18 protein-coding genes are annotated in these 23,495 nt (G+C 45.5%); 1 reads left to right on the forward strand and 17 read right to left on the reverse strand.

The window, feature by feature from the left end; translation table 11 throughout:
• Window positions 1–105: 105 nt before the first annotated feature.
• The 7 genes from rpmE to AC0VX7_RS23000 form a co-directional block, all read right to left on the reverse strand.
• Window positions 106–315 carry a 50S ribosomal protein L31 gene (gene rpmE / locus AC0VX7_RS22970; protein WP_041964628.1) on the reverse strand — a complete coding sequence of 70 codons (210 nt, stop codon included), beginning with the start codon at window positions 313–315 and terminating at the stop codon, window positions 106–108.
• Between the two features lie 143 nt (window positions 316–458).
• Entirely contained in the window at window positions 459–1,730 is a 1,272-nt protein-coding gene (rho, locus tag AC0VX7_RS22975) for a transcription termination factor Rho (RefSeq protein ID WP_475426082.1), read from the reverse strand.
• Window positions 1,731–2,028: 298 nt separating this feature from the next.
• On the reverse strand, window positions 2,029–2,991 hold the full coding sequence (glpX, locus tag AC0VX7_RS22980) for a class II fructose-bisphosphatase (protein ID WP_041964630.1): 963 nt from the start codon (window positions 2,989–2,991) through the stop codon (window positions 2,029–2,031).
• A 255-nt stretch (window positions 2,992–3,246) separates the two neighbouring features.
• Window positions 3,247–4,533 (reverse strand): UDP-N-acetylglucosamine 1-carboxyvinyltransferase, encoded by a 1,287-nt coding sequence (locus AC0VX7_RS22985; protein WP_041964631.1) that lies wholly within the window; start codon window positions 4,531–4,533, stop codon window positions 3,247–3,249.
• 532 nt (window positions 4,534–5,065) lie between these two features.
• A complete protein-coding gene (fsa, locus tag AC0VX7_RS22990) occupies window positions 5,066–5,713 on the reverse strand; it encodes a fructose-6-phosphate aldolase (protein WP_144479177.1) in 648 nt (215 codons plus the stop codon).
• A 100-nt stretch (window positions 5,714–5,813) separates the two neighbouring features.
• Entirely contained in the window at window positions 5,814–6,671 is an 858-nt protein-coding gene (locus AC0VX7_RS22995) for a class II fructose-bisphosphate aldolase (protein ID WP_214904471.1), read from the reverse strand.
• Window positions 6,672–7,178: 507 nt separating this feature from the next.
• Window positions 7,179–7,547, reverse strand: a complete 369-nt coding sequence (locus tag AC0VX7_RS23000) for a response regulator (RefSeq protein WP_041964634.1) — start codon at window positions 7,545–7,547, stop codon at window positions 7,179–7,181.
• A gap of 199 nt (window positions 7,548–7,746) precedes the next feature.
• Between AC0VX7_RS23000 and AC0VX7_RS23005 the strand changes: the two genes are divergently transcribed.
• A complete protein-coding gene (locus AC0VX7_RS23005; RefSeq protein WP_475426083.1) occupies window positions 7,747–8,268 on the forward strand; it encodes a DUF2529 domain-containing protein in 522 nt (173 codons plus the stop codon).
• Window positions 8,269–8,360: 92 nt separating this feature from the next.
• Here the strand turns inward: AC0VX7_RS23005 and AC0VX7_RS23010 are convergent, their stop codons facing one another.
• The 10 genes from AC0VX7_RS23010 to AC0VX7_RS23055 form a co-directional block, all read right to left on the reverse strand.
• Window positions 8,361–9,962: a CTP synthase gene (locus AC0VX7_RS23010; protein ID WP_475426084.1), complete on the reverse strand. Its 1,602-nt coding sequence runs from the start codon at window positions 9,960–9,962 to the stop codon at window positions 8,361–8,363.
• 253 nt (window positions 9,963–10,215) lie between these two features.
• Window positions 10,216–10,788 (reverse strand): DNA-directed RNA polymerase subunit delta, encoded by a 573-nt coding sequence (gene rpoE, locus AC0VX7_RS23015; RefSeq protein WP_475426085.1) that lies wholly within the window; start codon window positions 10,786–10,788, stop codon window positions 10,216–10,218.
• A 132-nt stretch (window positions 10,789–10,920) separates the two neighbouring features.
• Window positions 10,921–11,112: a hypothetical protein gene (locus AC0VX7_RS23020; protein ID WP_475426086.1), complete on the reverse strand. Its 192-nt coding sequence runs from the start codon at window positions 11,110–11,112 to the stop codon at window positions 10,921–10,923.
• A gap of 580 nt (window positions 11,113–11,692) precedes the next feature.
• Window positions 11,693–14,953: a fused isobutyryl-CoA mutase/GTPase IcmF gene (gene icmF / locus AC0VX7_RS23025; protein ID WP_475428231.1), complete on the reverse strand. Its 3,261-nt coding sequence runs from the start codon at window positions 14,951–14,953 to the stop codon at window positions 11,693–11,695.
• Between the two features lie 2 nt (window positions 14,954–14,955).
• Window positions 14,956–15,609 carry a TetR/AcrR family transcriptional regulator gene (locus AC0VX7_RS23030; protein ID WP_041964675.1) on the reverse strand — a complete coding sequence of 218 codons (654 nt, stop codon included), beginning with the start codon at window positions 15,607–15,609 and terminating at the stop codon, window positions 14,956–14,958.
• A gap of 18 nt (window positions 15,610–15,627) precedes the next feature.
• The gene (locus AC0VX7_RS23035) at window positions 15,628–16,767 is read right to left on the reverse strand and encodes an acyl-CoA dehydrogenase (protein ID WP_475426087.1); all 1,140 of its coding nucleotides are present in this window, start codon (window positions 16,765–16,767) and stop codon (window positions 15,628–15,630) included.
• A gap of 570 nt (window positions 16,768–17,337) precedes the next feature.
• Window positions 17,338–18,468, reverse strand: coding sequence for an acyl-CoA dehydrogenase (locus AC0VX7_RS23040; RefSeq protein ID WP_475426088.1), 1,131 nt, complete (start codon window positions 18,466–18,468; stop codon window positions 17,338–17,340).
• 59 nt (window positions 18,469–18,527) lie between these two features.
• Window positions 18,528–19,379 (reverse strand): 3-hydroxybutyryl-CoA dehydrogenase, encoded by an 852-nt coding sequence (locus AC0VX7_RS23045; protein ID WP_475426089.1) that lies wholly within the window; start codon window positions 19,377–19,379, stop codon window positions 18,528–18,530.
• A gap of 67 nt (window positions 19,380–19,446) precedes the next feature.
• The gene (locus tag AC0VX7_RS23050; RefSeq protein WP_475426090.1) at window positions 19,447–20,634 is read right to left on the reverse strand and encodes an acetyl-CoA C-acetyltransferase; all 1,188 of its coding nucleotides are present in this window, start codon (window positions 20,632–20,634) and stop codon (window positions 19,447–19,449) included.
• Window positions 20,635–21,207: 573 nt separating this feature from the next.
• A complete protein-coding gene (locus tag AC0VX7_RS23055; protein WP_215032243.1) occupies window positions 21,208–23,319 on the reverse strand; it encodes a heterodisulfide reductase-related iron-sulfur binding cluster in 2,112 nt (703 codons plus the stop codon).
• Window positions 23,320–23,495: the final 176 nt, after the last annotated feature.

Here is a 23,495-nt window from a genome sequence, read left to right on the forward strand (position 1 = left end):
TAAATTTATGTACCCAAAATACAGGCAATTTTTTTAAAAAATGCAAAATAAAAAACAGGCAAGTCACAAAGCTTCTTGCCTGTTTGGTCGTTTCTTATAATACTATTACTGGTTGTTTTTAAGACCGTATTTCTTGTTGAAGCGGTCAACACGTCCGCCAGCTTCAGCAAACTTCTGACGTCCAGTATAGAATGGGTGGCACTCAGAGCAAGTTTCAACGCGAATCTCGTTCTTTACAGAACCAGTTTCGAATTCGTTTCCGCATGCGCAAGTCACCTTAACTGTTTTGTAGTTTGGATGAATTCCTGATTTCATTCTTTTCATCTCCTTCCGCCCTGAATCATATCCGAAACAGAGTTATAATCAACGGTTATACCGTTATTGGAAAAACACACTGCACTCATTATAACAAGTCCATCTGTATATTTCAAGTTAGTTTTTACGACCATAATTTGGAATTAAGAACGCTTGTGATTGCTCTTCATTTCCTCGCCAAGAACAGAGAAGAAGTCTTCATTTGACTTGGACAGTCTTAGCTTGCGCAGGAATTTTTCCGCGAAATCCGGTGAATCTGACATTGATTTGCGGATTGCCCACAGCTTGTCCAGGTGGTCTTTCGGAATAAGAAGTTCTTCTTTACGCGTTCCGGATCTGCGAATGTCAATCGCAGGGAAGATTCTTCTTTCTGCAAGTGAACGGTCAAGGTGAAGTTCCATGTTTCCAGTTCCCTTGAACTCTTCATAGATGACATCATCCATACGTGAGCCTGTATCAACAAGCGCAGTCGCAAGAATCGTCAAGCTTCCGCCTTCTTCGATATTACGGGCAGCACCGAAAAAGCGCTTCGGACGGTGGAATGCCGCAGGGTCAATACCACCAGACAATGTACGTCCGCTTGGCGGGATGACAAGGTTATAGGCACGAGCAAGACGAGTAATGCTGTCCATCAGGATGATGACATCACGCTTGTGCTCAACAAGGCGCATCGCGCGCTCAAGCACAAGCTCAGCAACCTTGATGTGGTTTTCAGGCACTTCATCAAATGTTGAGCTGACAACATCTCCGGCAACGGAACGTTCGATATCTGTTACCTCTTCGGGACGTTCATCGATCAGCAGCACAATCAGTTCTGCTTCAGGATGATTCGTTGTGATGCTGTTGGCGATTTCTTTTAGTAGCATGGTCTTACCAGCCTTTGGCGGTGCGACAATCAAGCCACGCTGACCGAAGCCGACAGGAGCGATAACATCCATGATCCTTGTTGATACATGTTTATGGGTTGTCTCCAGTTTCATCATGCGGTCAGGATATAACGGAGTCAATCCCGGGAAGTGAACCCTTTCCTTCGCCGATTCAGGGTCATCACCATTGACGGCCTCTACCTGGAGCAAACCGAAGTAACGTTCGTTTTCTTTAGGAGGACGGACCTTACCCGATACTTTATCCCCATTCCTTAAATCGAAACGGCGGATCTGCGAAGCCGAGATATAGATATCCTCAGAGCTTGGCGAGTAATTGATTGGGCGCAGGAAACCAAAGCCTTCAGACTGGATGATTTCCAGGACACCTTCCATGAAAAAATAACCCTGTTGTTCCGCACGAGCTTTAAGAATGGCAAAAATAAGTTCTTTTTTCGATAATTTGCTGTAGTAAGAGACTTTATATTCCTTTGCCAGTTCATAAAGCTCTTTTAATTTCATATTTTCTAAGCTTGAAATATTTACTTCCATAATGTCACCACGCCTTAAAATATTTCGATTTCCCCCATAAAAAATGTATTAAGAATATCAGCGTATGGATGGAAAAAGAAGAAATGAGTTTCCTTTGAAGGTTGTAAGAAGGAATTAATGAAGGTATACAACTGATTTGTGTCTGATCTAAATCAACAAGATTATTAAAACAATTTTCATTTTACCCTTAAATAGGAAAAATAATCAATCATTTTATTTATTAGCTCCCTTTACCTACAGAATGCGGTGAAGGGAGCTTGTTTGTAAGGGTTCGCAGTCATTTTTATAAAAAATATGATTATTTCATTACCAGATGCGGCTTTTTCTTCAGGCTGTGCTGTCCTTCAATGAAGCGGACTGTGCCTGATTTTGCACGCATGACGACTGAATGGGTTGAGCCGTAAGAGCCTTTGAACTGGACTCCTTTAAGCAGCTCGCCATCGGTTACGCCTGTTGCAGCGAAAATTGCATCGTCGCCGCGGACGAAATCTTCCATAAGAAGGACTTTATTGACATCGATGCCCATTTTTTTGCAGCGCTCGAGTTCTGCGTCATTTTGAGGAAGCAATCTACCCTGGATTTCGCCGCCGAGGCTTTTCAGAGCTACCGCTGCGATGACACCCTCAGGTGCTCCGCCTGAACCAAACAGGATATCCACGCCGGTAGTATCAAATGCCGTGTTGATTGCGCCGGCTACATCGCCGTCATTGATCAATTTGATCCTTGCACCTGCTTCACGAAGCTGGGCAATGATATGTTCATGGCGAGGACGGTTCAATACCGTAGCCACTACATCTTCAATATCCTTGTTCTTCGCTTTTGCTACAGCCTTCAGATTATCAAGAACGGAAGCATTGATATCGACCATTCCTACAGCTTCAGGACCTACCGCAAGTTTATCCATGTACATGTCCGGTGCGTGAAGCAGGTTACCGTTATCTGCCACAGCAAGGACTGCAAGGGCATTCCAGCCGCCAGATGCGACAATGTTCGTTCCTTCCAAAGGATCGACAGCGACATCCAAACGCGGTCCATAGCCTGTCCCAAGCTTTTCACCGATATACAGCATCGGCGCTTCGTCCATTTCCCCTTCACCGATAACGACTGTACCTTTCATCGGGATGGTGTCAAACACATCTCTCATTGCCGACGTTGCAGCATCGTCAGCTTCGTCTTTTTTACCGCGTCCCATCCAGCGAGCTGAAGCAAGTGCAGCCGCTTCTGTCACGCGAACAAGCTCCATCGTTAAGCTACGTTCCATATGATCATCCCCTAATCATGAAAGGGGCTAATGTCTACCGAAAAGTTATATTCTCAATCCCTTCCTATTCAGTCCTTTGCATAAATCAGCCTTCTCCTCGTTAGCCGATTTATGTATCCGGAACTGCTTAGGAAGCGAGACTTCGATGCTGCCATAGTTTGGCGGCTCGATAGTTAAATGAGTTATACTATTTTACGATTTCGATAAGCATTAGCACCACTATTTGTATTGTACAGCTCTATTGTACTATACTTTTTATGATTTTTTCACTTCTTCTTGCTCTTCAGATGTCATATCTTCACGCCAAATTGTGGCACCTAGTCCATTTAGCTTTTCAACAATATGGCTGTAGCCCCGGTCGATATGGTCGACACCAGTAATTTCGGTGACACCTTCCGCCATCAGTCCAGCAATGACAAGTGCAGCTCCGGCGCGTAGGTCACTAGCCTTTACTTTAGCTCCCTGCAGCTTGACAGGACCGCTGATGATTGCCGATCTGCCTTCGACTTTAATATTGGCATTCATTCTTCTAAGCTCGTCGATATGCTTGAAGCGGGCGCCATAAATCGTATCTGTCACGACACTGGATCCCTCTGCCCTTGTCAGCAGCGCTGTGAATGGCTGCTGCAGATCGGTTGGAAAACCAGGGTAAACAAGCGTCTTAATATCGATTGCTTTATATCGCTCAGTTGGTGCAACATAAATTTGCTCGTCACTTGCTTCAATATGGGCACCCATTTCCTTCAGCTTGGCCACAAGTGACTCAATATGCTGAGGAATGACGTTATCAATTGTTACACCTTCACCAATGGCAGCACCAAGAATCAGGTACGTCCCTGCTTCGATGCGGTCAGGGATGATCGTGTGACGGCAGCCGTGAAGCTCGTCGACGCCATCGATACGGATAACATCTGTACCTGCGCCTTTGATTTTCGCTCCCATATTTGTGAGCAAGGTCGCTACATCAATGATTTCCGGCTCTTTTGCCGCATTTTCTATGATTGTGCGCCCTTTTGCACGGACAGCGGCAAGCATGATGTTGATTGTTGCTCCAACGCTTACGACGTCAAGATAAATCCTGGCCCCGCGAAGCTCATCGGCTCGCAGGTAAATCGCGCCTTGTTCGTTGGTCACGCTTGCGCCAAGCGCTTCGAATCCTTTTATATGCTGGTCGATCGGCCTTGGGCCCAAATGGCAGCCGCCCGGCAGTCCGATGACAGCCTTTTTGAAACGGCCCAGCATTGCTCCCATTAAATAGTATGAAGCTCGCAGCTTTTTCACTTTTCCATTCGGCAAAGGCATGGAAATCATGGAAGACGGATCTACCGTCATTTCATTGTTCGAGAATTCAACAGAACCGCCGATCTCCTCCATTAAGTCCTTGAGCATATGAACGTCGGAAATATCCGGCAAACCTTCAATGGTCACAGGCGATTCAGCTAAAATCGTTGCTGGGATCAAGGCCACTGCGCTGTTTTTCGCACCGCTGACCCGAACAGTCCCTTTTAAAGGATAGCCGCCTGCAATCTTAAGCTTTTCCATTTTTGACTCCCTTCTAAGCCGTGATGTATTAAGGTCAAGCTGGAGTTGCAAACAATTACAGCTAAGACCGATATAGGCTCTACTTAGATTTAAATTACCGAAATCGATAAGGAACATTTTTCCATTAAAAATACTCAGATTCCGGGAGTTTTCTATTCCTTTAGTTTACACGATATTCCCAATTTTAAGTAATAAAATGCAAAAAAGTTTAAATTGGGTAAAACTTCCTAATGGAGATGGTCTCAGTTTTCCGAGACCATCTCTGTGTAAACCAGTTAGGTGATCCGATTTCCACGGAGCATCTGAAATTTTAAAGCCATAATTTAAAATAAATGACTTTTCGAAATCAGTCGTTGATTTCCGTTCCAGGCGCTTCGCTTTCCGCGGGCAGCTCGGGGAGCCTCCTCGGTGCTGACGCACCTGTGGGGTCTCCCCTGACCTGTACATCCCGCAGGAGTCTGCGCGCCTTCCACTCCAATCAACTGGACTTAATTCATTATTTTGCTTTTCCCATTTTAAAAAAAAGGAAAAACTACTGTCCGCGTGATTCCCAGTCTTTTAGGAATGCTTCGATTCCTTTGTCTGTTAGTGGGTGGTTGAACATTTGCTGGATGACTTTGTATGGTACGGTTGCGATGTGTGCTCCTCTTAGTGCTGCGTCTGTTACGTGCTGTGGATGGCGTATGGACGCGGCGATGATTTCTGTGTCGATTCCGTGGATTGTGAAGATTTCGGCAATCGTTGAAATCAGGTCGAGTCCGTTATGGCCGATGTCATCCAAGCGGCCCAGGAATGGGGAAACGTATGTAGCTCCTGCTCTGGCTGCAAGTAAAGCCTGGTTTGCGCTGAAGACCAATGTTACATTCGTCTTGATTCCCTCTTTTGAGAATACTGAAACGGCCTTCAATCCTTCTGGGGTCATCGGAACTTTGATCGTGATGTTTGGAGCGATTGCAGCAAGCTCTTTCCCTTCTTTGATCATGCCTTCTGCATCTAGTGCGATGACTTCCGCGCTGACAGAACCAGGAACTAATTCAGTGATTTCCTTCAAGCGATCTTCAAACTTTACATTCTTCTCTTTTGCTACAAGCGATGGGTTTGTTGTGACACCGGATAAAATCCCAAGAGTGTATGCCTCGCGAATTTCTTCCATATTGGCAGTATCGATAAAAAACTTCATTTGTAAACGCCTCCAGTCGACAAAATTTTCAGTCTGATATAAATGGACAAAAACCGCCTTATTGTAAGGCGGTTTTAATTATAACAAAATTTTAATGCTATTACGCTTTATTAGAAGAACCAAATTCGCGCATTTTGCCGATTACAGTTTCCTTAATCGCGTCGCGAGCTGGTCCTAGGTATTTACGTGGATCATATTCTTCAGGCTTTGCAGCAAGAGTTTCACGAACTGCTTTAGCAGAAGCGATTTGATTTTCAGTGTTAACGTTGATTTTAGCAGTTCCAAACGAGATGGATTTCTGGATATCTTTTGTTGGGATTCCAGTTCCGCCGTGCAATACTAATGGTACGCCAGCAGTCTTGTTGATTTCTTCCATTTCCTTGAAACCAAGGTTTGGTTCGCCTTTGTAAGGGCCGTGTACAGAACCAAGTGCAGGAGCCAGGCAGTCGATGCCAGTGCGCTGAACAAGTTCTTCACACTCTTTAGGGTCAGCATAGATAACGCCATCAGCAACAACGTCATCTTCCTGTCCGCCAACTACTCCCAATTCAGCTTCAACAGAAACACCTTTTGAATGAGCGTATTCTACCACTTTTGAAGTGATTTCAACGTTCTCTTCGAAAGGACCGTGTGAAGCATCAATCATAACAGATGTGAAACCTGCATCGATTGCTTCTTTACACTTATCGAAGCTTGAACCATGGTCTAAGTGAATTGCGACAGGAACTGTTGTTTTGTAGTCCTCCATCAATCCCTCTACCATTTTTACTACTGTTTTGAAGCCGCCCATGTAGCGTGCAGCGCCTTCGGAAACACCAAGGATAACTGGCGATTTTTCAGCTTCTGCAGCCTGAAGGATCGCTTGAGTAAATTCAAGGTTATTTAAGTTAAATTGCCCAACAGCGTAGCCTTCCGCATTCGCTTTTTTCAGCATTTCAGTCATTGAAACTAAAGGCATATTTTTTCCTCCTTCGTTATGATCAATTTTCATTTTGACAATGCTACCATTTTAAAGGTTTTCCTTCTCTGCTTTTGATTATGTACCCGAGATGGCATTCATCAAAACGAATGATCCTGTGGAATTCATAAGTATCATACCAAAAGAAAATCAGAATTACCATTGTTCAAGCCTTGTTTTTGAAAGTGTCATAAAAATGCTATAAAGCAAGCGTTACCAATAATCTCACTAGTCTGTAAACTCCGTTTTTACCCACTTTTTAAAAGGAAATGCCCTCCGAAAATTCGAGAGGACATTTCTATGTAAGCTTTTTTAATTAGGCTGTTTTCGTACCGATTGTTATTAAAATCTTAAAGCCGATTTTAACGTAATATATACCCATTTTGCAGGTCGGTATGAAGTTTGCATGCTCTTTTCTCATATAAAGTGTCAACTTTACGAAGGACTATAGGTAATCAATCCAATTTTGTATTCAATAGCAACAATGTTTGAGAAAAGAGCCTTTAATTAAGAAACGGTTTGCGAATATTTTTTAACTGCTGCGCGGATGTCATCAATATCAAATGGTTTTGCGAAGTGGGTCAGCGCACCCAGATCCATGGCTTCCTGAATCATATCAAGCTCGCCGTAAGCGGTCATGATGATGACGCGGATATCAGGATCGATTACTTTCATTCTTTTTAAAATTTCAATTCCATCCATACCAGGGATCTTCATGTCCAAAAGAACTAGATCTGGTGGATGCTTTTTAACGATATCCAGGGCCTGGACGCCATTTGCAGCTTGATACGTTTGATAACCTTCTTTTTGCAGCACTTCATTAAGTAGAATTCTGATGCCAAACTGGTCGTCTACAATTAGTATTTTTTCTTTCATGCCGCCTCTTCCCCCTAATAAATGTAGTATATTGTTAAATATGCTTATCCAGGAAATGGTTTCGTCTTATCCCCATTTACACAATTCGTTAAAAAGCTTGAAATTCCTCCCATATTTTCAAACTTATTTTTCGACATATGCTTTTTCATTTCCATTGTAGTACTTTATAATCAGTATTGGCAAAAACGGAGGTGCTGTTATGTTAAAAATGTTTTCGACACAGCTGACAGGTTTGTTCAACAGACTTCAGGAAAAAGAAGAATTTTCGATCGAGGACGGAGCGCGGTTGCTTGCACAGGCTTCAGCTGGCGAGGGAACTGTTTATATTTTCGGTACGAAGGAGATGCAGGCTGTAGCCCTTGAAGCGGTTTATGGTGAGGAACCATTGCAATCTGCGGCGATTTTCACAGAGGATGTCGAGCTTGAGGCTGCTGACCGAGTTTTGGTTGTAAGCCGTTTTGCAGATGACGAAGAGGCTGTCGGAGCAGCGCGCGATTTGCAGGAAAAAGGGATTCCATTCGTGGCTATCTCTACGGTTCGCGGTGAAAATGAAGCCGCAGGCCTGAATACTCTGGCTGACGTACACATCGATTTAAGATTGAAAAAAGGACTTCTGCCTGATGAAATGGGCAACAGAGTCGGCTATCCTACTTCCATCGTCGCATTATACATTTACTTCGGCTTGAAATTCACGATTGAGGAAATTTTAGAGGAGTATTAACTGAGGGTTTTGACCCACTGGCTCTATTAAAATTTATATAAACGCAAAAAAGCCGATGATTTTTCACCGGCTTTTTGCTATTTTCCCGCCTATTACTTACTTGACTTGATTGATGCTTCAATAAAGTCCCTGAATAATGGCTGCGGGCGTGTTGGTCTTGATGTGAATTCCGGGTGGAACTGAGATGCAAGGAACCATGGGTGATCTTTAAGCTCGATGATTTCCACCAAACGGCCATCCGGGCTTGTCCCAGAGAAGATGAATCCTTCTTTTTCCATCGCCTGGCGGTATTCATTGTTAAACTCGTAACGATGACGGTGGCGCTCATAGATCAAATCGTCGTTGTAAGCAGCGAAGGCTTTTGTATCTTCACCAAGCTTACATGGATACAGTCCAAGACGTAGAGTTCCGCCTAGATCTTCGATATCCTTCTGTTCTGGAAGAAGGTCGATGATCGGGTATGGCGTGCTTGGCATGATTTCCGCAGAGTGAGCGTCTTTCAAGCCAAGGACGTGGCGTGCAAATTCAACAGATGCAAGCTGCATGCCTAGGCAAATACCAAAGAACGGCACTTTGTTCTCACGAGCGTATTTGGTCGCAAGGATCTTCCCTTCGATACCACGGTCGCCAAAGCCTCCAGGAACAAGGATTCCGTCAGCGTCATTCAGCAACTCAACGACGTTTTCTGCTGTTACTTCCTCAGAGTTGACCCACTTGATTTCGATATCACTGTCAAATGCGTATCCAGCATGCTTCAATGATTCAACTACTGAAATGTAAGCGTCTTGAAGTTCAACATATTTACCAACAAGGGCAATTCTCGTTTTACCTGAAAGATGCGTTACTTTCTCAACTAGCGCATTCCACTCAGTCATGTCCGCTTCGCCACAATCAAGCTTGAAGTGGTCGCATACAAGCTGGTCCATCTTCTGATCCTGCAAGGCAAGAGGGATAGAATATAAAGTATCCGCATCTGCCGCTTCAATTACCGCATCCTTATCGATGTCACAGAAAAGAGCAATCTTGTCTTTCATGTCCTGTGAAATCGGCATTTCGGTACGAAGAACGATGATGTTTGGCTGGATACCAAGACTGCGAAGTTCTTTTACGCTGTGCTGAGTTGGCTTCGTCTTCATTTCACCAGCCGCCTTGATATAAGGAACTAACGTACAGTGGATATACATGACATTGTCACGGCCAACATCGTTCTTGATCTGGCGGATTGCTTCAAGGAAAGGCAATGATTCGATGTCCCCTACTGTACCGCCGATTTCTGTGATGACAACGTCTGCGCCTGTTTCTTTTCCAGCACGGAAAACGCGGTCTTTGATTTCATTCGTGATATGCGGGATAACCTGCACAGTTCCGCCCAAGTAGTCACCGCGGCGTTCTTTTTTCAAGACAGTCGAGTAGATTTTTCCTGTCGTCACGTTTGAGTACTTGTTAAGGTTAATATCGATGAAACGCTCGTAGTGGCCAAGGTCCAGATCCGTTTCAGCACCATCGTCAGTAACGAATACTTCACCATGCTGGTAAGGGCTCATTGTCCCAGGGTCCACGTTGATGTATGGATCGAATTTCTGGATTGTTACGTTCATACCCCTGTTCTTCAGCAATCTTCCAAGAGATGCTGCCGTAATCCCCTTACCTAATGACGAAACTACGCCGCCTGTTACAAAAATATACTTTGCCATTTGTGTAATCCCCCTCATCAAACAGTTTGTACAATATGTACCTGTTTAATTGATTTATTAATAAATTTTTCAACCTTTTCATTCGGCCCGCAAGCCAATTTAACCGGGGGTTTTCAACAATCTGCACAAAATAAAAAAAACGCCCCGCATACATAGTATGGGGAGCGTTTTGTAGCTGTTTTACATAATCGTCCTTTTTTAAGGAGCCCAAAAAGTATTCTACAGCCGGCCCTGGTAAAAGTCAAGCTGTTAATTACAGTTCTTCGTCCTCGTCAGCATCTTCGTCTTCAAGTGGAAGATCTTCTTCTTCGTCTTCTAATAACTCTTCTTCGTCCTCGAAGTCATCAGTGTCTTCAAGATCCTCATCGAAGTCTTCATCATCATCATCATCGTCATCGTCGAGAGCATCATCGTCATCATCTTCATCAAATTCATCGATGTCATCATCGAAGTCAAGATCTTCCTCATCGATTTCATCGAATCCGTCAAGATCGAGGTCATCCTCATCGACAGCCTTCTTGCCTTTCTTCTTCTTAGGCTTGACTGTCGTCACATTATCTTCTTCGATTTGGTCAACAGGATACCAAACGCGCAGTCCCCAGCGGCTTTCACTCTGGGACATGAAACGTCCATCTATGTTTATATCTGTATAGAATTGAACCATTTTTTCGGTTACTACAGCCTCGTCCAATTTAAGAGTCTTCTTGATTTCAGCCATCAGCTCTTGGAACGTGATCGCTTGCTTCTTTTCTTTTAAAATTTCATAGGCAACTTCAATCAGTGACATTTCTTGAAGCTCTTCTTTTGAGTAATGTTTTAAACTCAATTTTCGCACTTCCTTTCTCTATTCCAGGCCTTACCCGGCCTTGCGTCCGAAAACAAGGAAAATATCCCAGAATGCATATTCTACATTATAAACAAATTCTAAACCTTTATGCCAGTTTTATCTGTGCTTTTCTCACCTTTTTTCACTTTCATTATCCGCTTTCCTGCTGCCAGTCCTTTTTCTCTTTTTAAGCTGGGAAAAAGCCAGGAAAAAGAAAACAATCGAAAGAATGAAAAAAGATATTGCCCCAAGCTGACGCTGGTAAAGATAATACATGGCTGCAGCTGCCATAACAGCCCCTGCCGTTAATAACACCGATCTCACAAATTTCACATCCTGAAGTAGGTCGTATGTATTAGCTGATATCTAGATTATATAAGATTATTTGGTAAAAGATATGAAAAATTCTTTAAAAGTTGTTTTTTGAACCAAATGTTATCTTATATTCGTGCTCGCTTCATAGAAGCTGGAGCTATTAATGATTATTAATAGGCTAATGCTAGTTTACGAAAAGAGCATAACAAAATGCAAGATGGCTTATAGTTTTCCTACAAGCCACCTTGCCCAATCTAGATCCTTTGCAAAAAGCTCTAATGCCACGTCCTACCTTTATACACCATCGCTTTTGTTTTTAAACAATACTGCTTTCTTTTTTGTTAAGTTTAATAAGTTGATTTCCACTCCAGGACGCTTCGCTTTCCGCGGGGCGTGCGGTGAGCCTCCTCAGCGCTATAGCGCCTGCGGGGTCTCACCTTCACGCTGCTCCCGCAGGAGTCTCGCACCCTTCCGTTCCAATCAACTTATTTATCAATAATTCCTTTTCAAACCATAATCTTTTTGAAGCAGTCTTAATCTAAAGTTGCTGTTTCCACTATAGCCAATTTTTGACCATTAGCTTTTTTCTTTACATATTCCTGCGGAACTGGCCGCCAACTTCATATAGTGCCCTTGTGATTTGTCCGAGGCTTGCGTATTTAACCGTCTCCATCAATTCAGCGAAGATGTTGCCGCCGCTGACTGCTGCCTCTTTCAGTCGGTCGAGTGCTGCTTCGGATTGATCCTTGTTTTTGCCTTTGAAGGATTCAAGGTTACGGATTTGGGTTTCTTTTTCTTCTTTCGTCGCACGTGCAAGCTCCATCTTGTCGATTTCTTCCTCGGATGGAGGATTTGGATTCAGGTATGTGTTCACACCGATGATCGGCAGCTCTCCTGAATGCTTCTTCATCTCGTAGTACATCGACTCATCCTGGATTTTCCCGCGCTGGTACTGTGTTTCCATTGCACCAAGCACGCCGCCGCGGTCATTGATCCGTTCAAATTCCTGAAGGACTGCTTCCTCTACCAGATCAGTCAATTCTTCAATGATGAAGGCGCCCTGGAGCGGATTTTCGTTTTTCGTCAATCCATGCTCCTTCGTGATGATCATCTGGATGGCCATTGCGCGGCGAACAGATTCTTCCGTCGGCGTTGTGATCGCTTCGTCATAAGCATTTGTATGAAGCGAGTTGCAGTTATCGTGCAATGCCATCAAAGCCTGAAGCGTCGTACGGATGTCGTTGAAGTCGATTTCCTGTGCGTGCAGTGAACGTCCAGATGTCTGGATATGATACTTCAGCTTCTGGCTTCGCTCATTTGCGCCGTACTTGTTCTTCATGACAGTCGCCCAGATACGGCGGGCAACACGACCGATCACGGAATACTCAGGATCGAGGCCGTTTGAGAAGAAGAAGCTCAGGTTTGGCGCAAAATCATCGATGTTCATGCCTCTGCTCAAATAGTATTCAACATACGTGAAGCCATTTGAAAGCGTGAAGGCCAGCTGGGAAATCGGGTTCGCTCCTGCCTCGGCAATATGATAGCCGGAAATCGAAACAGAATAATAGTTTCGAACCTTCTCGTCGATAAAATATTGCTGGATATCGCCCATCATTCTTAGCGCGAATTCAGTAGAGAAGATACAAGTATTCTGTCCCTGGTCTTCTTTTAAGATATCTGCCTGGACAGTTCCGCGTACTGTCTGTAGTGTCATTTCCTTCACTTGTGCAAATTCTTCTTCATTCAGTTTGCGGCCAAGCTCTTGTTCTTTCTTTTCTACCTGCTGTTCAACTGCCGTGTTCATGAACATTGCCAGGATGATTGGTGCCGGTCCGTTGATTGTCATCGACACAGATGTTGATGGATGGCAAAGGTCAAAGCCTGCATACAGCTTTTTCATGTCATCAAGCGAACAAACGCTGACGCCGCTCTCGCCGACCTTACCGTAAATATCTGGACGGTAATCAGGATCCTCACCGTATAATGTAACGGAGTCAAAAGCCGTGCTCAAACGCTTAGCAGTGTCGTCTTTGGACAAGTAATGGAAGCGGCGATTCGTTCGTTCCGGTGTCCCTTCACCAGCAAACTGGCGCTTTGGATCCTCACCTTCGCGCTTGAACGGGAAAACGCCCGCTGTATACGGGAAACTTCCTGGTACGTTCTCAAGGTATACCCAGCGCAAAATCTCGCCGTAATCCTTGTACTTTGGCAATGCCACTTTAGGGATGCTCAAACCTGAAAGACTCTTCGTTCTTAGCTCAGTGACAATTTCCTTATCGCGGATTTTCGTCACGAACTGGTCAGCACTGTACTTTTTCTTCAAGGCTTCCCAGTTTTCGATGATATGTTTCGATTCTGGCGTCAGCTTCTTCTCTACTTCTTCCTTCAGCACCTGAAGAGAAGATAGCACTTCGCTGTTTGTTTCACGTTCTTTAACCACCTCGATTGTTCCTTCCAACTGGAACAATCTGCGCGCGAGGTCTGCCTGCTCCGCAGCAAGCTTATGGTAGCCGCGGACTGTTTCGGAGATCTCACGCAGGTAATAGCGGCGGTCATTCGGGATGATGACATTCTGTTTTTCAACTACTGCATTAGTAGAGAAAGATGTCGTCCAATCCGTCCCTGCTTTTTCATTGATCTTATTGACCAATGCCGCAAATAACGCGTTTGTGCCCGGGTCATTGAACTGGCTGGCGATCGTGCCGTAGACAGGCATTTCGTCCAATTCTTTGTCCCAGAACAGATGGCTGCGCTGATACTGCTTTTGCACCTGGCGCTTTGCATCCTCAGAGCCTTTGCGTTCGAATTTATTGATGACGATCAGGTCTGCATAATCAATCATGTCGATTTTTTCAAGCTGTGACGGCGCTCCGAATTCGCTCGTCATCACATACATCGAAACATCGCACACGTCGGTGATTCCTGCATTGCCCTGTCCAATCCCGCTTGTTTCGACGATGACCAAATCAAAGCCTGCAGCTTTTACAACATCGATCGCATCTTTAATTGCCAGCGATAATTCTGACCTGGATTGTCTTGTCGCAAGGCTGCGCATATAAACGCGCGGAGAGAAAATCGCGTTCATGCGGATGCGGTCGCCGAGAAGTGCGCCGCCTGTTTTCTGTTTAGTAGGGTCGACTGATAAAATCGCTACCCGCTTTTCTGGAATCTCATTGATGAATCTTCTGATCAATTCATCGGTCAATGAGCTTTTTCCCGCTCCCCCTGTACCAGTGATACCGACAACCGGAACGGATTTTGACAACGTCTTTACTTTTTCCATCAGTGTTTCAACAGCAGCTGCTGTTTCTTTTTCCGAACCGACATGCTGCTCGGCAAGCGTGATTAGCTTAGCAACGGCATTCGGGTCTCCAGCCTCAAGCTTTTCGATCTCCTCGACGCCTTCTGGAGTTACGGTTGGGAAATCACATTCCTTGATCATCTGCTCGATCATGCCGTTAAGGCCATATTTTCTGCCGTCTTCTGGAGAAAAAATCCTCGCAATTCCGTATTCATGAAGCTCTTTTATTTCCCGAGGAATGATAACACCGCCGCCACCGCCATAAATGCGGATATGGGAAGCGCCTTTTTCCTTCAGCAAGTCATACATATACTTAAAATATTCAACGTGCCCGCCCTGATAGGAAGAGATCGCAATTCCCTGTGCATCCTCCTGGATCGCGGCATTGACGACCTCCTCAACGGAGCGGTTGTGTCCAAGGTGGATGACCTCGCCACCCATTGCCTGGATAATCCTGCGCATTATATTGATTGAGGCATCATGGCCGTCAAACAAGCTTGAAGCTGTCACAAAGCGAATATGGTTCTTTGGCTTATATGTTTCCTGCATACTCATTTTGTTCCCCCTGTTCCTAATTTCATTTCCGACCCCTTGATCCCCTTAAAAAGCAGTTCGGTCTGAAGCTCTGTATACTCTTCGAGAGTATACAGTTTTTGCAGCGCCCAGCGGCGGAATCCCCACATCTGTCCCTGGACGAAAATATCATGGGCAATGATTTTTACATGTTTTTCATCCAGATCAAGCTCGCCGTTTTCGACGCAGCGCTGGATGACATCCTCAAACATCCCCACCATTTCAATCTCTTTTTTCAGCACGTAAGGAAGGGCATCCTTCGTTAACGACTTTACCTCCTGATACATGACGAGCACTTCGTCCTGAAGGTCATCCATGACCTTGAAGTAATTCGCAATCCCTACCTTCAGGCTCTCAAGCGTTCCCTGATTGGTGTCGAGATTTTCCTGAAGGCGGTCGCGAACCTCGTCATAGATGCTGTCACAGACAAGATAAAGCACATCTTCCTTCGTGCGGATATATTCATAAAGGGTGCCGATGCTAAAGCCTGAAGCCCGGGCAATCTCTCTGGTCGTCGTACGGTGGAAGCCCTTCTGCTTGAAAAGGGTAACGGCTCCTTTAATCATCTGGTCGCGCCTTTTTTTCACAAGTCGCTCATCTTTTACCGACGCCTGCACTTCTCGCTTTTTCATCAACATCTACCCGCCTTGTTATTTCGTCAGCATCCTGGAGATAACAAGACGCTGGATTTCCTGTGTTCCTTCATAGATTTGCGTGATTTTCGCGTCGCGCATGAAGCGTTCAACCGGATAATCCTTCGTGTATCCGTAGCCGCCGAATACCTGTACAGCTTCAGTTGTGACCTTCATCGCTGTGTCACCGGCAAACAATTTCGACATCGCCGACTCCTTGCCGTATGGAAGACCTTCAGACTCAAGCCATGCCGCCTGGTAGGTTAATAGTCTTGAAGCCTCAACAGATGTAGCCATATCAGCCAGTTTGAAGCCAATACCCTGGTTCGCTGCGATTGGCTTGCCAAATTGCTGACGTTCTTTCGCGTAATCGACAGCTGCATCAAGAGCACCCTGTGCGATTCCGACAGCCTGTGCCGCGATTCCATTACGGCCACCATCAAGCGTCATCATTGCGATTTTGAAACCATCGCCGACTTCACCTAGGATATTTTCCTTTGGCACGCGGCAATCTTCAAAAATGATTTCCGTTGTAGGAGATGAACGGATGCCCAGCTTTTTCTCCTTCTTTCCGACAGAGAATCCTGGGAAATTGCTTTCAACGATGAACGCAGTCGTTCCTTTATGCTTGCTAGATGGATCTGTCAACGCGAACACCACATAAACGTCTGCAACGCCTCCGTTTGTTATGAAGATTTTTGAACCGTTCAATACATAATGGTCTCCATCTTCCTTGGCAGTCGTTCTCATCGCACCAGCATCCGAACCGCTTCCTGGCTCAGTCAGGCCGTATGCGCCGATGCTTTTTCCTTCAGCCATTGGACGCAAGTATTTTTGCTTCTGCTCTTCGTTTCCGAACTTGTAGATCGGCCAGCCAGCAAGTGATGTGTGTGCTGACAGCATTACGCCAGTGGACGCACAAACACGGGATAATTCCTCAACCGCGATGCAGTATGCAAGATAGTCGGAGCCAATTCCGCCGTACTCTTCCGGCCATGGAATACCAGTCAGGCCAAGCTCAGCCATCTTGTCAAAAATTTCGCGGTCAAAGCGCTCCTCTTCATCACGCTCTGCAGCTGTCGGAGCCACTTCATTCCTCGCAAAATCACGGACCATTTTTCGGATCATTTCATGTTCTTCGGATAATCGAAAATTCATTTTTGTTTCCTCCGTTACTGTTTAATTGGATTATTTAGTTTGAAGTTACATCCATCTTGTGTGTAGATTGATGATTGGTTTAAAAACCTGGAAACAGATAGTTTTATTGACAGCTTTCCGGCTTCCGATGCCAAACTTGTCACGATTCCGGGTTTTTCTTGACAACTTTTCGGCTTCCACAGCCAAACCTGTCACGATTCCGCGCTTTTCATGACAACTTTTCTGCTTCCTCTGCCCAACCTGTCATGATTCCGGGTTTTTCTTGACAGCTTTTCGGCTTCCACACCCTAACCTGTCACGATTCCAGGCTTGTCTTGACAGCTTTTCTGCTTCCATTGCCTAAGCTGTCATAATTACGAGCTTTTCTTGACAGCTTTTCGGATTTCACTGCCTAACCTGTCACGATTCCGGGCTTTTCTTGACAACTTTTCTGCTTCCACAGCTCAACCTGTCATAATTACGAGCTTTTCTTGACAGCTTTTCTGCGTTCACAGCCAAACCTGTCATGATTCCGGGCTTTTCTTGACAGCTTTTCGGCTTCCACAGCTCAACATGTCATAATTAAAGGGCTTATAACTGCTTGCTAATAACAATCTTCTGAATCTCGCTTGTTCCTTCATAAATCTCGGTTACTTTGGCGTCGCGGAAGTAGCGTTCGACTGGGTATTCTTTTGTATAGCCGTAGCCGCCGAATACCTGGATGGCTTCTGTGGTGACTTCGACTGCTGTGCGTGATGTGAAAAGCTTTGCCATCGAGGCTTCAATTCCGCATTTTTGACCCTCTGAGCGTAACTGAGCAGCGCGATAGATTAATAGTTTTGCAGCTTCGACGGATGTTGCCATGTCTGCCAGCTTGAATCCGACGCCTTGCTGGGCAGCGATTGGCTTGCCGAACTGGACTCTTTCTTTTGCGTAGTCAGTCGCCGCTTCCAATGCAGCTTCTGCAATACCGAGAGCCTGAGCAGCGATGCCGATGCGTCCGGAGTCAAGATTGCTCATGGCGATTTTGAACCCTTCGCCTTCCTGGCCAAGCAAGTTTTCTTCTGGCACCTTCATGTCTTCAAATGTCAGCTGGACTGTGCGTGAGCCGTAAAGTCCCATTTTGTGCTCATCCTTGCCAACGATGAAGCCCGGTGTGTCTTTTTCAACGATAAAAGCGGAAACGCCTTTTGGACCTGCTTCGGGATTAGTAGAAGCGAATACAATATACACGTCTGCTTCGCCGCCGTTCGTGATGAACACCTTCGAGCCGTTCAACACATAGTGTCCATCTTTCTTGACCGCCCTTGTTTTCAGGCCTGCAGCATCAGAGCCGGCACTTGGTTCTGTCAGACAGAATGCGCCGAGGTATTCGCCTGCAGCCAGCTTAGGAACATATTTCTTCTTTTGTTCTTCCGTACCAAAATACAAGATCGGATTCGTTCCGACTGAAGTATGGACAGATAGGATGACGCCAACTGTGGCGCTGACCTTTGATATTTCATGGATCGCGATGATGTAGGAGATGAAATCCATCTCCGATCCGCCATACTTTTCGGGAACCGGTATTCCCATCAGGCCAAGCTCGCCCATCTTCTTTAAAATCTCCCTCGGGAACTCGCCCTCTTCCATTTTTTCAACAAATGGTGCTATTTCGGTTTGTGCGAAATCTCGCACCATTTTGCGCATCATTTCCTGCTCTTCTGTAAATCTCAGATTCATTCTTAACCCTCCCCACGTCCAGACAAAAATTTTTGTAAGGACGGATTCACGAAAAATAATTACTCGTATGTGTAGAAACCGCGGCCTGATTTTTTGCCTAACCAGCCTGCTTTTACGTATTTCCTTAATAGTGGGCAAGGGCGGTATTTGTCATCGCCAAAGCCTTCGTGAAGTGTTTCCATAATGTAGAGGCAAGTATCAAGGCCAATGAAGTCTGCTAGAGTCAGCGGTCCCATTGGGTGGTTCATGCCTAACTTCATAACATCGTCGATCGCTTCCTTGGTTGCTACTCCCTCGTACAAGGTGTAGATTGCTTCATTGATCATCGGCATCAAAATGCGGTTAGAAACGAAGCCAGGGAAGTCGTTCACTTCAACAGGGACTTTTTCCAATGTTTTTGTGATGTCTTCGATTGTTTGATAAACTTCATCTGCAGTCGCCAGACCGCGGATGATTTCGACGAGCTTCATGACCGGCACCGGATTCATGAAGTGCATGCCAATGACTTTTTCCGGACGCTTTGTCGCTGCAGCGATTTCGGTGATCGGTAATGATGATGTATTGGAAGCAAGGATTGCATGTTCAGGTGCAATTTCATCAAGCTGGGCAAAGATTTTTGCCTTGATGTCCATATTTTCAACCGCTGCTTCAATGATAAGGTCTGCATTTTTGGCATCCTGCAGGTCTGAAGAGGCAGTAATTCTTCCGACAATCACATCAAGCTGTTCAGCTGTCATTCGCCCTTTGTCTACCTGACGGCCGAGGTTTTTCTTGATGCCTGAAAGACCACGTTCAACAAATTCTGGCTTCAGGTCATTCAAAAACACATCGTATCCTGCCTGGGCACATACCTGGGCAATACCTGAACCCATTTGTCCTGCACCAATTACCATGATTTTTTTCACACTCATTCTATCTCCTCCTATAAAAATCATCTCAACGGAGGACAATTTTCCATTGCCCTCTCGCCAATTATTCTTATTGCTTCGGTACCTCAATCATCACTGCGTCTCCCTGGCCTCCGCCCGAGCAGATCGCCGCAATGCCGACCCCGCCGCCGCGGCGCTTCAGTTCATGCATCAAAGTAAGGATGATGCGTGCCCCACTTGCTCCGATAGGATGGCCAAGGGCCACCGCACCGCCGTTCACATTGACCTTTTCCGGATCAAGGTTCGCAATGCGTCCACTCGTCAATGCGACTGCAGCAAAGGCTTCGTTGATTTCAAAAAGATCGATTTCTTCCAGCGACTTGCCGGTCTTTTTCAATAACTCATTGATGACAATTCCAGGTGTCTTCGGGAAGTCCTTCGCTTCTGTTGCGATGGCTGCATGCCCAAGGATGACTGCCTGCGGTGTCCTGCCTTCACGCTGTGCTCGCTCTTCGCTCATCAGCACGAGGGCCGCCGCGCCGTCATTGATTCCTGGTGCATTACCTGCAGTAATCGTGCCATCTGAGTTGAAAACTGGACCTAACTTAGCTAGCTTTTCAACTGATGTATCCTTCCTTGGTGCTTCATCATGCTGGACCAAGATTGGGTCGCCCTTTCGCTGCGGCACTTCAACCGGAACGATTTCCTCAGCAAGCTTGCCTGATTCTATCGCTTCAATTGCCTTCTGGTGACTGCGATATGACCACTCATCCTGCTCGTCGCGGCTGATTTCATATTCTTTCGCAACGTCATTTCCGTAAGTGCCCATGTGAACTCCCTTGAAGCTGCAAGTCAGTCCATCATGGATCATCAAATCCTTCACCTGGCCGTCTCCCATTCTGAAGCCCCAGCGTGCTTTCGGAAGAATATATGGTGCGTTGCTCATCGACTCCATTCCGCCGGCAACAATCACTTCCTCGTCTCCAGCGCGAATGATCTGATCTCCAAGCGTCAAGCTGCGCATGCCTGATGCACAAACCTTATTGATTGTTTCCGTTTTTACTTCCCACGGGATTCCAGCTTCTCTTGCAGCCTGGCGTGAAGGGAGCTGTCCCTGGCCTCCCTGCAATACTGTGCCAAGAATGACCTCACCGATTTCTTCTGGCTTTACTTCCGCGCGTGCCATTGCTTCTTTTACGGCGATTCCCCCAAGCTGGCTCGCCGTGAATCCGCTCAAAGCTCCGCCAAGCTTGCCAAATGGTGTTCTAGCTCCTGCTAAAATGACTGTCTTCCCCATTGTCATCTCTCCCTTTCAATCTATTAATTTTGGAAAATGAAAAATAAATTTCAGTCCAGTCTTTTTTGATTGACTGAACGCTCGCTCGAAACTGGTCCTAAAAAATAAGCAAGCAATTGATTCTGTGAGGTTCTAAGGTGGTTTCTTGCTGAAGGTTAATGTAAGCGCTTTATTATATTATTCATTTTACTTTAAAAATAGTAGAAATTGAAACACTTTGCTAAAAATTCTGTCTTATATCGAATTTTTACTGTGAGTCAACTTCTACTATTCATGTTTTAATTATTATTTTTCCCTCTAAATAAGGCTGTTGATTTCCGTTCCAGGCGCTTCGCTTTCCGCGGGTGGCTCGGGGAGCCTCCTCGTCGTTTCACTCCTGCGGGGTCTCCCCTGACCCATGCTCCCGCAGGACATTGATTTAGCTTCCTCGAACCTGCCCACGCACGATGGAAATGCGTTAGCATTTTCGGAGGAGTCTACGCGCCTTCCACTCCAATCAACTGGCTTTAAAAATCAAAATTGCGCTACATCCATGCAAACAAACTCGTTCATAAATGAAAACCACTTAAAACCTTAAGAAACAAGCGGTTTGATTTCACCGAAAACGGATTTTTCAAGTAGTTCTGCTACGTCTAGAGTATCGACGTTTTCTTCTACTTCCTTCGCTTTTGTTCCATCGGAGAGCATTGTCAGGCAGTATGGGCATCCGGAACTGATGACGGATGGATTCACAGCAAGTGCCTGTTCTGTACGGGATACATTGATTCTGTGACCTGTTTCTTCTTCCATCCACATCAAGCCGCCGCCAGCGCCACAGCACATTGCTGTATCACGGTTACGTTCCATTTCCTTCAGATCCACACCTGGGATCGCCTTGAGGATATCACGCGGTGCGTCATATACTTCGTTATAGCGTCCAAGGTAGCAGGAATCATGGAAAGTGATCGTTTCGTTCACTGCATGCTTCGGAACCAGCTTTCCTTCTTTCACTAATTGTGCAAGCAGCTCAGTATGGTGGTAAACCTCGCCCTCAAAGCCGAAATCAGGATATTCGTTCTTAAAGATATTGTATGCGTGAGGGTCAATCGTCACGATCTTCTTCACTTCATTTTTCTCGAATTCTTCGATATTCTTTGTTGCAAGCTCCTGGAATAGGAACTCGTTACCAAGGCGGCGTGGTGTATCGCCGGAGTTCTTCTCCTTGTTTCCAAGAATCGCGAACTTGACTCCTGCTTCGTTCAATAACTTAGCAAACGAAAGGGCGATCTTCTGGCTGCGGTTGTCAAATGAACCCATCGCACCAACCCAGAATAAGTATTCGAATTCTTCGTCTGCCTTTTTCATTTCTTTTACCGTAGGAATGACTACATCATCGCGAAGCTCGCGCCAGTTTTCTTTTTCCTTACGGTTCAAGCCCCAAGGGTTGCCCTGGCGCTCGATATTCGTCATCGCGCGCTGTGCGTCAGCGTCCATCTTACCTTCAGTCAATACAAGATAACGACGGAGGTCGATGATTTTGTCAACGTGTTCGTTCATAACCGGACACTGGTCTTCACAGTTTCGGCAAGTTGTACATGCCCAGATTTCTTCTTCTGTGATGACGTCGCCGATCATGCTTGGGCTGTAAGCAAGGCCTGCTGCAGCTTCATTTGCACCCTGACCTGCTGCTGCCAATGCAATCTGGTTGCCCTTTGTGTTAGAAAAAGCAAATGTCGGAACCCAAGGCTGCTTGGAAGTGACAGCGGCACCGTGAAGCGTCAAATGGTCACGCAGCTTGACGATCAAGTCCATTGGCGACAGCATTTTCCCAGTGCCTGTTGCTGGACACATATTCGTACAGCGTCCGCATTCTACACAAGCATAGAAGTCAATCATCTGCTCGTAATTGAAATCAGTGATTTTACCGGCACCGAATGTTTCCTGTGTTTCATCTTCAAAATCGATCTTTGTAATCTTTCCGGGTGAATCAACCCTTGTTAAATAAACATTGGCTGGACCGGCGATCAAGTGAGCATGCTTGGACTGCGGTACGTATACCAGGAACGCAAGCAAGAACAGCAAATGAATCCACCATGCGATATAGAAAATCGTGATGGCAGCTGCCTGAGGAATTCCGCTGAATGCTGCCGCAATAAGTGATGCGACCGGTTCAGTCCATGTTCCTTCATGGCCGTGCCAGATCATGCTCATACCGTTTCCGAGCAATACAGAAAGCATCAATCCGCCTATGAACAGCAATACGAGCCCGTTCTTGAAGCCGCGCTTCAGACGGACAAGCTTTTCAACATAACGGCGGTAAAAAGCCCATACTACCGCTACAAGAATTGTAAGCGTAACGAGCTCCTGAAAAAACGTGAAACCTGGATATAAAGGGCCTAATGGCAAATGCGAGCCAGGCTTGATTCCTTTCCAGATAAAATCAATTGCCCCAAACTGGACAAGAAGAAATCCATAGAAAAACATAACGTGGATCGCACCGCTTTTCTTGTCCTTCAAAAGCCTTTTCTGGCCAAATACATGGACAAGGATTCTTCTCCAGCGATCCTTGATATCATCATCAAACTCTGATTTCTTGCCGAGCTTGATGTACTCGATTCTCGTCTTTACCACGTATACAAACAAGCTGACAGCGTAAGCGGTTACAAGTAAGAACGCGATAAGATTAATCCATAGCAGACCGTTCATAAAATCATTTACCCCTTTCGATGCTGATTTTTGGACGAAAATTTTTAACCAAACAAATTTTCTGAATATACCTTTAACTACATTATATAATGAATGAGCATTCAGTCAACTCATTTCCTTTCATTTCTGAAAATTGTTTACACTTCCTCTTTTACAGGAACTTAACATATATGAAG

The sequence above is a fragment of the Mesobacillus sp. QJM3NY_10 genome (assembly GCF_056173465.1).